This is a genomic window from Streptomyces inhibens (assembly GCF_003389455.1).
GTDB classification, from domain to species: Bacteria; Actinomycetota; Actinomycetes; order Streptomycetales; family Streptomycetaceae; genus Streptomyces; species Streptomyces inhibens.
The window spans coordinates 1-13,324 of record NZ_QUAC01000189.1; the positions used below are offsets into that span (position 1 = coordinate 1).

A 13,324-nucleotide genomic window follows, 5' to 3' on the forward strand; every position below is an offset into this window, starting at 1 on the left:
GGCGAAGCGGCCGAAGGCGACGGCGTAGCCGGGCGGGTAGGCGGCGGCGCCCGCCCGGGTCGGTCCCTGGGGGCCGCCGAGGGCGAGCCGGCTGCGGGCGCGGCGGCCGGGGTCGGCGGAGCGTACGAGGAGGTCGTCGGCGCCGTCGTGGTCGATGTCGAGCGGTGGGGAGAGGGGCGTGGTGGTGGCCAGGGCGGTGCCGGGGACGGCGACCGGGGCGGCGGCCGCCTTTGGCGCGCCGCCGCGGGTGAACGGGCCGTGCAGATAGCTGATCCGCGGGCCGGAGGCGGTGACGGCCAGGTCGGCCGCGCCGTCGCCGTCGAAGTCGCCGCAGACCGGCTGGTCGGGCCACTCGTTGCCGATTCTGGCCCGGTCGGGGATCCGGAGCGTGACGGCGCGGGCGGGGCCGAGGCCCTTGGGCGAGCCGAAGAGGAGCTGTACGGGGACGGGCGGGCGGCCGACGCCGTCGTACGGCGGGTCGGTGGTGACCACGAGGTCGGTGAAGCCGTCCCGGTCGAGGTCGCAGCTGGTCTCGGCGTCGAAGGCCGCGGGGACGGCCTTGCCGGTGGGGGCGGCGTTACGGGCCGGGGTGAGCAACTCCCGGGTGGCCGGGTCGAGTCCGTGCGCGGAGCCGTAGACGATGCCGATGCCCGGGTCGTCGTCATGGCCGCCGGCGGGGGCGAGCAGGCTGTCCAGAACGAGATCGGGGTGGCCGTCGCCGTTGAAGTCGCCGGCGGCCCTGCTGCCTTGGCCGACGGGGACGGGGCGCGCGGAGGGGAGCGAGGAGGCGCGGCCGCGGCGGGGGCCGGGGCCGGCCTCGTCGGAGGGGGAGAGCAGGCCGCAGGAGGTGAGGAGGAGGGCGAGCCCGAGCCCTGCCGCCGTGACGATCCTTCTTCGCATGCCTCCACATAAGCCGACGGCCGGCCCCCGTACAACAAGGGGACCGGCCGTCGGCCAACGCGCCTGCGGGCGCCGCTACTTCACCGGCTCGGGCTCCGGGGCGTCCTCCGGCTCCTCGTCGCCCGCCGGGTCGACGGGGGACCGGACGGAGTCCAGCAGCAGCTGGGCCACGTCGACGACCTGGATGGACTCCTTCGCCTTGCCGTCGTTCTTCTTGCCGTTGACGGAGTCCGTCAGCATGACGAGGCAGAACGGGCAGGCGGTCGAGACGATGTCCGGGTTGAGCGACAGGGCCTCGTCGACACGCTCGTTGTTGATGCGCTTGCCGATGCGCTCTTCCATCCACATACGGGCACCGCCGGCGCCACAGCAGAAGCCGCGCTCCTTGTGGCGGTGCATCTCCTCGTTCCGCAGGCCCGGCACCTTGGCGATGATCTCGCGCGGCGGTGTGTAGACCTTGTTGTGGCGGCCCAGGTAGCAGGGGTCGTGGTAGGTGATCAGACCCTCGACCGGGGTGACGGGGATGAGCTTGTCCTCGTCGATGAGGTGCTGCAGCAGCTGCGTGTGGTGGATGACCTCGAACTCGCCGCCCAGCTGGGGGTACTCGTTCGCGATCGTGTTGAAGCAGTGCGGGCAGGTGGCGACGATCTTCTTCTTGGACTTCGGCTTCTTGGTGGACTCGTCGTCGCTGTCCTCGCCGAAGGCCATGTTCAGCATCTCGACGTTCTGCTGGCCGAGCTGCTGGAAGAGGAACTCGTTGCCCAGACGGCGGGCCGAGTCACCGGTGCACGCCTCGTCGCCGCCCATGATCGCGAACTTGACGCCGGCGATGTGCAGCAGCTCCGCGAAGGCCTTGGTGGTCTTCTTGGCGCGGTCCTCCAGGGCGCCGGCGCAGCCGACCCAGTAGAGGTAGTCGACCTCGGTGAGGTCCTCGATGTCCTTGCCGACGACCGGGATCTCGAAGTCGACCTCCTTGGTCCACGCCAGGCGCTGCTTCTTGGCGAGGCCCCAGGGGTTGCCCTTCTTCTCCAGGTTCTTGAGCATCGTGCCCGCCTCGGACGGGAACGAGGACTCGATCATGACCTGGTAGCGGCGCATGTCGACGATGTGGTCGACGTGCTCGATGTCGACCGGGCACTGCTCGACACAGGCGCCGCAGGTGGTGCAGGACCACAGGACGTCGGGGTCGATGACGCCGTTCGCTTCGAGGGTGCCGATCAGCGGGCGCTCGGCCTCGGCCAGCGCGGCCGCCGGGACGTCGGCGAGCTGCTCGGCGGTCGCCTTCTCCGCGCCCTCGGCGTCCTTGCCGCCACCCGCGAGCAGGTACGGCGCCTTGGCGTGCGCGTGGTCGCGCAGCGCCATGATCAGCAGCTTGGGCGACAGCGGCTTGCCGGTGTTCCAGGCGGGGCACTGCGACTGGCAGCGGCCGCACTCGGTGCAGGTGGAGAAGTCGAGCAGGCCCTTCCAGGAGAAGTGCTCGACCTGGGAGACACCGAACTGGTCGTCCTCGCCCGGGTCCTCGAAGTCGATCGGCTTGCCCTGGCTGGTCATCGGCTGCAGTGCGCCCAGCGCCACACCGCCGTCCGCCTCGCGCTTGAACCAGATGTTGGGGAAGGCGAGGAAGCGGTGCCAGGCCACACCCATGTCGGTCTTGAGCGAGACCGTGATCATCCAGATGAAGGACGTCGCGATCTTGATGCCCGCGAAGAGGTAGGTCAGGTTCTGCAGGGTGCCCAGGCTCATGCCCTTGAAGGCCGCGACCAGGGGGTACGAGACGAAGAACGCGGGCTCGTAGTGGTCGACGCCGTGCTGAGCGCCCTCCAGGGCGTGCAGCGTGACGATGCAGATGCCGACGATGAGGATGACGGTCTCGACGAAGTACGCCTGGCCGGTGTTGGAGCCCGCGAAGCGGGACTTGCGGCCCGCGCCGCCGGGGCGGCTCAGCTGCCGGATGACGATCAGGGCGATGATGCCCACGGTCGTCATCGTGCCCATCGCCTCGACGTACATCTCCCACGGCAGCCAGTCGCCGATGACCGGGATCAGCCAGTCGGCCTGGAAGAGCTGGCCGATGGCGTTGACGATCGTCAGCAGCAGGGAGAAGAAGCCCACCGCCACGAACCAGTGCGCCACGCCGACGACGCCCCAGCGGTTCATCCGGGTGTGGCCGAGGAACTCCTTGGCCACCGTGACGGTCCGCTGGGCGGGAGCGTCGGTCCGGGTGCCTGCGGGCACCGGCTGGCCCAGTCGCATGTGGCGGTAGATCTGCAGGAGGGCGCGGCCGAACAGCGCCACGGCGACCGCGATGAGCACCAGCGACACGATGATCGCGGCGAGTTGCATGGGAGGCTCCTCGTACCTGCGAGAGCGGAAACGGTGGGGAACTACTAAGCAGTAACTTTTTTGGTCTGCGGCTGAGGTTACCCATTCTCCTCGGTGCCATGAAGCCGCCCGGCCGGTGATCTGCGTCGCGAAGGCAACCCTGCGCGCACCCCTGACGTCTTCGGTGGCGGCCGGGTGACGGTAAGGGCGACATAAAAGTTGAGTGGCACCGACTCAGCTCTGTTGACAGGTTTTCCTCGGTGTTGCACTCTTGAGCCTGTTCCACTCAAGTCAGCTGGAGGAATTGAAATGGCACGTGCGGTCGGCATCGACCTGGGCACGACGAACTCCGTCGTCAGTGTTCTCGAAGGCGGTGAGCCCACCGTCATCACCAACGCCGAGGGCGCCAGGACCACGCCGTCCGTTGTCGCCTTCGCCAAGAACGGCGAGGTGTTGGTCGGCGAGGTCGCGAAGCGCCAGGCGGTCACCAACGTCGACAGGACCATCCGGTCGGTCAAGCGCCACATGGGCACCGACTGGAAGATCGGCATCGACGGCAAGGACTTCAACCCGCAGCAGATGAGCGCCTTCATCCTGCAGAAGCTCAAGCGGGATGCCGAGGCGTATCTGGGCGAGAAGGTTGTCGACGCGGTCATCACCGTTCCGGCCTACTTCAACGACTCCGAGCGCCAGGCCACCAAGGAGGCCGGTGAGATCGCGGGCCTCAACGTCCTGCGCATCGTCAACGAGCCCACCGCGGCCGCCCTGGCCTACGGCCTGGAGAAGGATGACCAGACCATTCTGGTCTTCGACCTCGGTGGCGGCACCTTCGACGTCTCGCTGCTGGAGATCGGCGACGGCGTCGTCGAGGTGAAGGCCACCAACGGTGACAACCACCTCGGTGGTGACGACTGGGACCAGCGCGTCGTCGACTACCTGGTCAAGCAGTTCCAGAACGGCCACGGCGTCGACCTGTCCAAGGACAAGATGGCGCTCCAGCGTCTGCGCGAGGCCGCTGAGAAGGCGAAGATCGAGCTGTCGTCCTCCACGGAGACGTCGATCAACCTTCCCTACATCACCGCCTCGGCCGAGGGCCCGCTGCACCTGGACGAGAAGCTCACCCGCTCGCAGTTCCAGCAGCTGACCGCGGACCTTCTCGACCGCTGCAAGACCCCGTTCCACAACGTCATCAAGGACGCCGGTATCGCGCTGTCCGAGATCGACCACGTGGTCCTGGTCGGTGGCTCGACCCGTATGCCGGCCGTCGCCGAGCTCGTCAAGGAGCTGACCGGCGGCAAGGACGCCAACAAGGGCGTCAACCCGGACGAGGTCGTCGCCATCGGTGCCACCCTCCAGGCCGGTGTGCTCAAGGGTGAGGTCAAGGACGTCCTCCTGCTGGACGTCACCCCGCTGTCCCTCGGTATCGAGACCAAGGGCGGCATCATGACCAAGCTCATCGAGCGCAACACCACGATCCCGACCAAGCGCTCCGAGATCTTCACGACGGCCGAGGACAACCAGCCGTCCGTGCAGATCCAGGTCTACCAGGGCGAGCGCGAGATCGCGGCGTACAACAAGAAGCTCGGGATGTTCGAGCTGACCGGTCTGCCGCCGGCCCCGCGTGGCGTCCCGCAGATCGAGGTCTCCTTCGACATCGACGCCAACGGCATCATGCACGTGACCGCGAAGGACCTGGGCACGGGCAAGGAGCAGAAGATGACCGTCACCGGCGGCTCCTCGCTGCCGAAGGACGAGGTCGACCGGATGCGCCAGGAGGCCGAGCAGTACGCGGACGAGGACACCAAGCGCCGCGAGGCCGCCGAGGCCCGCAACCAGGGTGAGCAGCTCGTCTACCAGACCGAGAAGTTCCTCAAGGACAACGAGGACAAGGTCCCCGGTGAGGTCAAGACCGAGGTCGAGGAAGCCGTCACTGAGCTGAAGGAGAAGCTCAAGGGCGAGGACACGGCCGAGATCCGCACCGCCACCGAGAAGGTCGCGGCCGTCTCCCAGAAGCTGGGCCAGGCCATGTACGCCGACGCCCAGGCCGCGGGCGGCGCCGAGGGCGCTGCCGGTGCCGGTGAGCAGGCCAAGGCCGACGCTGCCGACGATGTCGTGGACGCCGAGATCGTCGACGACGAGAAGCCGAAGAAGGATGGTGCCGCGTGACGGAGGAGACCCCGGGCTTCGACGAGAAGCCTGACGTCCCCTCTGACGCCGCTTCCGAAGACGCGGCGCAGGAGGCCGAGTCCGCCGACAAGGCGGGCTCGGCCCCGGCCGGGGACGTAAAGGACGTAGCGCTCCAGGCTCAGCTGGACCAGGTGCGTACCGCGCTCAACGAGCGCACCGCGGACCTTCAGCGGCTCCAGGCGGAGTACCAGAACTACCGCCGTCGGGTGGAGCGGGACCGGGTCACGGTCAAGGAGATCGCCGCGGCGAATCTCCTGTCCGAGCTCCTTCCCACCCTCGACGACATCGGCCGCGCCCGCGAGCACGGCGAACTGGTCGGCGGCTTCAAGTCGGTGGCCGAATCGCTGGAAACCGTGGTCGCCAAGCTGGGTCTGCAGCAGTTCGGCAAGGAGGGCGAGCCCTTCGACCCGACGATCCACGAGGCGCTGATGCACTCGTACGCACCGGACGTCACCGAGACGACGTGCGTGGCGATCCTGCAGCCCGGGTATCGCATCGGTGAGCGAACGATCCGCCCCGCGCGGGTCGCCGTCGCCGAGCCGCAGCCGGGCGCGCAGGGCGCCAAGTCAGCCTCCGACGAGGACACCAAGGCTTCGGACGAGGAGAGCGGTGGCCCGGACGAGGGCTGACGTGAGGACAAAAACGAAAACCGCGCGGAAGGAGGGACGTCGGGGATGAGCACCAAGGACTTCGTGGAGAAGGACTACTACAAGGTCCTCGGCGTCCCGAAGGACGCCACCGAGGCGGAGATCAAGAAGGCGTACCGCAAGCTCGCCCGCGAGAACCACCCGGACGCCAACAAGGGCGACGCCAAGGCCGAGGAGCGCTTCAAGGAGATCTCCGAGGCGAATGACGTCCTGGGCGACAGCAAGCGCCGCAAGGAGTACGACGAGGCGCGGGCGCTGTTCGGCAACGGCGGCTACCGGCCGGGGCCGGGCGGGGCCGGCGGCTCCTTCAACTTCGACCTGGGCGACCTCTTCGGGGGCTCGCAGGGTCAGGGTGGCGGAGGCTTCGGCGGCGGGCTCGGGGACGTCTTCGGCGGCCTGTTCAACCGCGGCGGGGCCGGTACCCGTACCCATCCGCGCCGCGGCCAGGACATCGAGTCCGAGGTGACGCTCAGCTTCACCGAGGCGGTGGACGGGGCCACGGTCCCGTTGCGGATGTCCAGTCAGGCGCCGTGCAAAGCGTGTTCGGGCACCGGTGACAAAAACGGTACGCCTCGGGTCTGCCCGACGTGTGTCGGCACCGGCCAGGTCAGCCGGGGCGCGGGCGGCGGCTTCTCGCTCACCGACCCGTGCGCCGACTGCAAGGGCCGGGGCCTGATCGCCCAGGACCCCTGTGAGGTCTGCAAGGGCAGCGGGCGCGCGACGAGCGCCCGCACGATGCAGGTCCGTATCCCCGCGGGCGTCTCTGACGGGCAGCGCATCCGGCTGCGCGGCAAGGGCGCTCCGGGCGAGCAGGGCGGTCCGGCCGGCGATCTGTATGTCGTGGTGCATGTCGGTGCCCACCCGGTCTTCGGCCGCAAGGGCGACAACCTCACCGTCACGGTGCCGGTCACCTTCCCGGAGGCCGCGCTCGGCGGTGACATCAAGGTGCCGACGCTGGGCGGCCCGCCGGTGACGCTGAAGCTGCCGGCCGGTACCCCCAACGGACGCACGATGCGGGCCCGTGGCAAGGGCGCGGCCCGTAAGGACGGCACCCGGGGTGATCTGCTGGTCACCATAGAGGTGGCTGTTCCCAAGGACCTCGGCGACAAGGCGAAGGAAGCGCTGGAGTCCTATCGCGAGGCGACCGCGGGTCAGGACCCGCGGGCGGAGCTGTTCCAGGCCGCGAAGGGAGCTTGAGATGGACAGCCGGGGCGGGCAGCGTCGTAACCCGTATGAACTGACTGAAGAGTCGCCGGTGTACGTCATCTCCGTCGCGGCCCAGCTCTCCGGCCTGCATCCGCAGACCCTTCGGCAGTACGACCGGCTGGGACTGGTCTCGCCCGACCGCACGGCCGGGCGGGGCCGCCGCTATTCGGCCCGGGACATCGAACTCCTGCGTACGGTGCAGCAGTTGTCCCAGGACGAGGGCATCAACCTTGCCGGCATCAAGCGCATCATCGAGCTGGAGAACCAGGTCGCGGCCCTGCAGCAGCGGGTCGCCGAGCTCCAGGGCGCCCTGGAGGGCGCGGCCAGCGCGATGCAGCAGCGGGAGGCGGCGGTGCACGCCTCCTATCGGCGCGATCTGGTGCCGTATCAGGATGTCCAGCAGACCAGCGCGCTGGTGGTGTGGCGGCCCAAGCGGCCCGAATAATGGCCGGTGCGGGCGCGCCTGGCACGTGATGTGGCGAAGGGCCGGGGAAACCCGGCCCTTTCGCATGTCCGGCCCTGCGGCCGTCCGGTGGGTGCCTCGGGCCGCTCAGCAGCCGTTGTAGCCGGCCGTGGGCATCGACAGCCGCCGGTGGACATGCGACTTCATCGCCAGCGTGTAGACGGGCTCGTCGAGGTCGGCGGTCTCCAGCCGGATGCCGGCGGCCGCGCACCGGGCGGTGAATTCATCGGCCCCGTCGATGGCGTTCTCCAGTGCCCGGCGGTTGGGCGTCACGAACACATCGACCAGGCCCTCTTCCACGTCACTCCACAGCGCGCTGTGGTCGGCGCGCAGCTGGTGCAGGCTGAGCTGGCAGGTCAGGTGGTAGTCACGGGCTGCCGCCCACTGTTTGCACATGTCGTGCTGGCTGCGGTCATCGACCAGGAACGGATCCTCGTCCAGCTCGGACAGCGGCATCAGGCAGGCGATCGCCGTGACTCGGACCGAGTTCATCGTGCCCTCCGGGGCGTGGCGACTGTGGGGGCGACGATACCCCCGAGCGAGGCCCGCGGTGGAGGGGCGGTGCCGGGCGGCGAGGCGTAACCGCAGGCGTGGCAGATCTTCCAGCCGTCCTGGTTGACGGCGAGTTGGCCGCCGCAGCGCGGGCAGAGCTCGGCGTGCGGGCATGACCGGGTGGGGTGTGGACGGCGCGGAACGGTCGTCACGATGCGTACTGCCGACGCCATGCGGCCTCCAGCTGCCGTCTTTTGCACGGGATGGGGGTCGAAGCCGCTCGTCGATGCGCGGAGCTGTTCGGTTCCCGTCGTACCTGAGTACCAGTTGGATGGTGTATCGCGAATGAGGGGCGTCCGTTTTCGGCCAGGTGCGGACCCGGGGGTGTGCGAGGGGTGCGGGAGCGGGCTCTCAGGCCCGCCCCATCGCCTTGGTCACGGAGATCTCGATCATGACCCGATCAGGGTTGGGCGCCGGCGTACGGCCGTACCGCTCGGCGTACCGGCCGACCGCATCGGCCACCGACTCCGCGTCCGTACGCACCCGCGCGATGCCCTCCAGCGTCGCCCAGCGCCCCTTGTCGACCTGGCACACGGCGACGGTGGCACCGTCCGCCCCGGCGGCGAGGACGTTCTTGACCTTGGTGCTGTCCTTGCGGGTGATGATCCGCGCGATCCGCTGCCCGGCGTCGTAGGTGACGCCTACGGGAACGACATGCGGCGTCCCGTCCGTACGCAGCGTGGTGAGCGTCGGCATCAGATACTCGCCCCAGAAGGCGAGGTACTCCGGGCTGAGGGCGCTGAGGTCGTGGGCCATGAGGGTCAGGGTAGTTGGCGCCTCAGGGGCCAGCCCCAGGGGCCAGCCCCAGGGGTCAGAGGAAGTCGGCGGTTTCGAGGTCGAAGGAGAAGGGGGCGGGCAGGGGGATGGGTTTGCCGAAGGGCAAGCAGTGGGCCTCGCGGTAGTCCCCGTCCTTCGGCTCGGTGAACAGTGTCACCGTGGACTTGTCGCGGTCGACGAGCAGGTAGAGCGGGATGGCGGCACGGGCGTAGGCGCGCCGCTTGCCCTCGCGGTCGTTACGGGGCTGGGTCGATGTCACCTCGACGACCATGGAGACGCCGTCGCTGGGCATCCAGGGAGCCGCGCCCCGGAAGAGACGCCGCGCGAGGGGGGCGATGGTGGCATCGGGGATCACGTGATCTGCGGGTTGGTCATCTGCACCGGGAAGGAGGAGTCCTTTGTGGCCCGAGACCTGCATGTCGGTCGCGGACGCTCGGTTCACCTGCCTGCCGATGATGCTCAGGTAGTCCTCGTGGTCACCGTCCGTCGGCGGTGTCACAACAATCTCCCCCTCGATGAGCTCGGCCCGGAAGCCTGTCGGCGTCTCCAGGGCCAGAAAGCCTTCCAGGAGGATGTCTTCCTGCGTGGGCATGGGCTCGTGTGCCATAGCCGTCATGCTGCACCTCCTTGTGGTCGGAGGCCAGTGTTACCGGGTGATGCCGACGGCGAAGGCGCGTTCGGCACCGTTCACCCGTACGTGCGACCTTGAGTGGAATAGACTCAACTTATCGCACGTTGGCATGAGCAGGATTTGCCAGACGGGGCACAAGATTGCCGAGGACGAGCACAAGGAGGATCACGAGGCCGTGGACGCCGAGCTGACCAACAAGAGCCGCGAGGCGCTGAGCGCCGCCAATGAGCGGGCGGTCACCGCCGGGCATGCGGACATGACGTCCGCGCACCTTCTGCTCGCCCTGCTGGCCGGGCAGGACAACGAGAACATCATGGACCTGCTGGCCGCCGTCGAGGCGGACGCCGCCGTGCTGCGCAACGGGGCCGAGCGCCAGCTCGCCGCGCTGCCCAGTGTGCAGGGCTCGACCGTCGCGCCGCCGCAGCCCGACCGCGATCTGCTCTCCGCCATCGCGGACGCCACCCAGCGCGCCAAGGAGCTCGGCGACGCATATGTCTCCACCGAACACCTGCTCATCGGCATCGCCGCCAAGGGCGGGCGCACCGGCGAGCTGCTGGAGCAGCAGGGTGCCTCCGCCAAGAAGCTGCTGGCCGCGTTCGAGGCGAGCCGCGGCGGGCAGCGGGTGACCAACGCCGACCCGGAGGGCACGTACAAGGCGCTGGAGAAGTTCGGTACGGACTTCACGGCGGCCGCCCGGGAGGGCAAGCTCGACCCGGTCATCGGCCGGGACCACGAGATCCGGCGGGTGGTGCAGGTGCTCTCCCGCCGTACGAAGAACAACCCGGTGCTGATCGGTGAGCCCGGCGTCGGCAAGACCGCCGTCGTCGAGGGGCTGGCGCAGCGGATCGTCAAGGGCGATGTGCCCGAGTCGCTGCGCAACAAGCGGCTGGTCGCGCTCGACCTGGGTGCGATGGTCGCGGGCGCGAAGTACCGCGGTGAGTTCGAGGAGCGGCTGAAGACCGTCCTGGCGGAGATCAAGTCCAGCGAGGGCCAGATCATCACCTTCATCGACGAGCTGCACACCGTCGTGGGCGCGGGCGCCGGCGGCGACTCCTCGATGGACGCCGGCAATATGCTCAAGCCGATGCTGGCCCGCGGTGAGCTGCGGATGGTCGGCGCGACGACGCTCGACGAGTACCGCGAGCGGATCGAGAAGGACCCGGCGCTGGAGCGGCGCTTCCAGCAGGTGCTGGTCGCCGAGCCGACCGTCGAGGACACGGTGGCCATCCTGCGCGGCCTCAAGGGCCGCTACGAGGCCCACCACAAGGTGCAGATCGCGGACTCCGCGCTGGTGGCCGCGGCAACCCTCTCCGACCGCTACATCACCTCCCGCTTCCTGCCCGACAAGGCCATCGACCTCGTCGACGAGGCCGCGTCCCGGCTGCGGATGGAGATCGACTCCTCCCCGGTCGAGATCGACGAGCTCCAGCGCGCCGTCGACCGCCTCAAGATGGAGGAGCTGGCGCTCAAGAACGAGACCGACGCCGGCTCCGTCCAGCGGCTGGAGCGGCTGCGCAAGGACCTCGCCGACAAGGAGGAGGAGCTGCGCGGTCTGACCGCCCGCTGGGAGAAGGAGAAGCAGAGCCTCAACCGCGTCGGTGCGCTCAAGGAGAAGCTCGACGAGCTGCGCGGCCAGGCCGAGCGCGCCCAGCGCGACGGCGACTTCGACACCGCCTCCAAGCTGCTCTACGGCGAGATTCCGGGCGTGGAGCACGAGCTGGAGGAGGCGGCCGCCGCCGAGGCCGAGCAGGAGGCGTCCAAGGAGTCCATGGTCAAGGAGGAGGTCGGCCCGGACGACATCGCGGATGTGGTCGGCTCCTGGACCGGCATCCCGGCCGGGCGGCTGCTGGAGGGCGAGACCCAGAAGCTGCTGCGGATGGAGGAGGAGATCGGCAAGCGGCTGATCGGCCAGGCCGAGGCCGTACGTGCGGTCTCGGATGCGGTGCGCCGTACCCGGGCCGGTATCGCCGACCCGGACCGCCCCACCGGATCGTTCCTCTTCCTCGGCCCGACCGGTGTCGGCAAGACCGAGCTGGCCAAGGCGCTCGCGGACTTCCTCTTCGACGACGAGCGGGCGATGGTCCGTATCGACATGTCGGAGTACGGCGAGAAGCACAGCGTCGCCCGGCTGGTCGGCGCGCCGCCCGGTTATGTCGGCTACGAGGAGGGCGGCCAGCTGACCGAGGCGGTCCGCCGCCGCCCGTACAGCGTGATCCTTCTCGACGAGGTGGAGAAGGCGCACACCGAGGTCTTTGACATCCTGCTCCAGGTCCTGGACGACGGGCGCCTCACGGACGGCCAGGGCCGCACGGTCGACTTCCGCAACACCATCCTCATCCTGACCTCCAACCTCGGCTCCAACTTCCTGATGGACCCGCTGCTCAAGGAGGACCAGAAGACGGAGAAGGTGCTGGAGACGGTCCGCGCGTCCTTCCGTCCCGAGTTCCTCAACCGGCTCGACGACGTGGTGGTCTTCCACCCGCTCGGCACCGACCAGCTGCAGCGGATCGCCCGGATCCAGCTCGACCAGCTGCAGCGCCGTCTCACCGACCGCCGGCTGACGCTGGACGTCACCGACCGCGCCCTGAACTGGCTGGCCTGGCTCGGCCAGGAACCGGTCATCGACGCCCCCGCGCCGGACATGTCCTACGGCGCCCGGCCGCTGCGCCGCCTGGTCCAGACGGCCATCGGTGACCAGCTGGCCCGCGCCATCCTGGCGGGCGAGGTGGTGGACGGTGACACCGTTCGGGTGGACGTGGACGGCGACCGGCTGTCGGTGGAGTCGGCCGGACGGGTCGCGGGCTGACATGCTGGCACCTTCCTGACCTGCCCCTCCGCACCCTCCTGGCCCGCCCGGCCCGTCCGGGCTTGCCAGGAAGGGGCGGATGTGGGGGAGGATGGCAGGGACCATACGAAGGGAATTCCACGGTGAGCATCGACCCGTCCTCGATTCCGAATTTCGGGGGCCAGCCCGAACCGCAGCCGTCGGGGCCTGATGGTCCCGTCGTGCCCGACCAGGACCTGGTCAAGCAGCTCCTCGACCAGATGGAGCTGAAGTACGTCGTCGACGAGGAGGGTGACCTCGCCGCCCCGTGGGAGCAGTTCCGCACGTACTTCATGTTCCGGGGCGAGGAGGAGCAGCAGATCTTCTCCGTCCGTACGTTCTATGACCGCCCCCACGGCATCGACGAAAAGTCGAAGCTGCTGGAGGCGATCGACGACTGGAACCGCCGGACGCTGTGGCCCAAGGCCTACACCCACACCCATGACGACGGCACGGTCCGTCTGATCGGTGAGGCATCGATGCTGATCGGCACCGGCGTCTCGCTCGAACACTTTGTGTCGAGCACGGTCAGCTGGGTCCGCGCCTCGATCGAATTCGACAAGTGGATCGTCGAGCAGCTCGGCCTGGAAGCCGAGATCGAAGGCGACTCCGACGAGAAGCCGGGTGACGACGAGGCCTGAGCCCCGTACACCCCCCACCCGGCTGCACGGGCCCTCGGAGCGATCGGCTCCGGGGGCCCGCGTCTGTCTGACCAGGGGTTTCGGATGGCCTTAGGTGTTCTGTCTCGGAAGGTTGTGGACGGGTGATGCAGGTCTCGGCTGAGGGATCTTGAACGGGTGAGGGCCTTGCGGGTT

At 69.0% G+C, this 13,324-nt stretch carries 11 protein-coding genes; 6 read left to right on the forward strand and 5 right to left on the reverse strand.

Going from position 1 to position 13,324, the window contains the following annotated elements:
* On the reverse strand, positions 1 to 900 hold a 900-nt coding region (locus DY245_RS23575), incomplete at its 3' end, for an FG-GAP repeat domain-containing protein (protein ID WP_147318365.1).
* 75 nt (positions 901 to 975) lie between these two features.
* Positions 976 to 3,243, reverse strand: a complete 2,268-nt coding sequence (locus DY245_RS23580) for a (Fe-S)-binding protein (protein ID WP_128509233.1) — start codon at positions 3,241 to 3,243, stop codon at positions 976 to 978.
* A 288-nt stretch (positions 3,244 to 3,531) separates the two neighbouring features.
* On the opposite strand from DY245_RS23580, the gene dnaK reads away from it, so the two are divergent.
* From dnaK to DY245_RS23600, 4 genes are read left to right on the forward strand one after another with little or no spacing between them, the layout of a single operon-like run.
* Positions 3,532 to 5,388, forward strand: coding sequence for a molecular chaperone DnaK (gene dnaK / locus DY245_RS23585; protein ID WP_128509234.1), 1,857 nt, complete (start codon positions 3,532 to 3,534; stop codon positions 5,386 to 5,388).
* Positions 5,385 to 6,038, forward strand: a complete 654-nt coding sequence (grpE, locus tag DY245_RS23590; protein WP_128509235.1) for a nucleotide exchange factor GrpE — start codon at positions 5,385 to 5,387, stop codon at positions 6,036 to 6,038. Before dnaK ends, grpE begins: the two co-directional genes overlap by 4 nt.
* A 45-nt stretch (positions 6,039 to 6,083) precedes the next feature.
* Positions 6,084 to 7,253 carry a molecular chaperone DnaJ gene (dnaJ, locus tag DY245_RS23595; RefSeq protein WP_128509236.1) on the forward strand — a complete coding sequence of 390 codons (1,170 nt, stop codon included), beginning with the start codon at positions 6,084 to 6,086 and terminating at the stop codon, positions 7,251 to 7,253.
* Position 7,254: 1 nt separating this feature from the next.
* On the forward strand, positions 7,255 to 7,707 hold the full coding sequence (locus DY245_RS23600) for a heat shock protein transcriptional repressor HspR (RefSeq protein WP_128509237.1): 453 nt from the start codon (positions 7,255 to 7,257) through the stop codon (positions 7,705 to 7,707).
* A 105-nt stretch (positions 7,708 to 7,812) separates the two neighbouring features.
* Here DY245_RS23600 and DY245_RS23605 read toward each other — a convergent pair whose 3' ends face one another.
* The 3 genes from DY245_RS23605 to DY245_RS23620 form a co-directional block, all read right to left on the reverse strand.
* Complete coding sequence (locus DY245_RS23605; RefSeq protein WP_128509238.1) at positions 7,813 to 8,217, reverse strand: hypothetical protein; 405 nt, start codon at positions 8,215 to 8,217, stop codon at positions 7,813 to 7,815.
* Between the two features lie 411 nt (positions 8,218 to 8,628).
* Complete coding sequence (locus DY245_RS23615; protein ID WP_128509239.1) at positions 8,629 to 9,033, reverse strand: pyridoxamine 5'-phosphate oxidase family protein; 405 nt, start codon at positions 9,031 to 9,033, stop codon at positions 8,629 to 8,631.
* A gap of 55 nt (positions 9,034 to 9,088) precedes the next feature.
* A complete protein-coding gene (locus tag DY245_RS23620) occupies positions 9,089 to 9,670 on the reverse strand; it encodes a Uma2 family endonuclease (RefSeq protein ID WP_181923833.1) in 582 nt (193 codons plus the stop codon).
* 190 nt (positions 9,671 to 9,860) lie between these two features.
* Between DY245_RS23620 and clpB the strand changes: the two genes are divergently transcribed.
* Both clpB and DY245_RS23630 read left to right on the forward strand, forming a co-directional pair.
* The gene (clpB, locus tag DY245_RS23625; protein ID WP_128509243.1) at positions 9,861 to 12,491 is read left to right on the forward strand and encodes an ATP-dependent chaperone ClpB; all 2,631 of its coding nucleotides are present in this window, start codon (positions 9,861 to 9,863) and stop codon (positions 12,489 to 12,491) included.
* Between the two features lie 122 nt (positions 12,492 to 12,613).
* Positions 12,614 to 13,150, forward strand: coding sequence for a YbjN domain-containing protein (locus tag DY245_RS23630; protein WP_128509240.1), 537 nt, complete (start codon positions 12,614 to 12,616; stop codon positions 13,148 to 13,150).
* Positions 13,151 to 13,324: the final 174 nt, after the last annotated feature.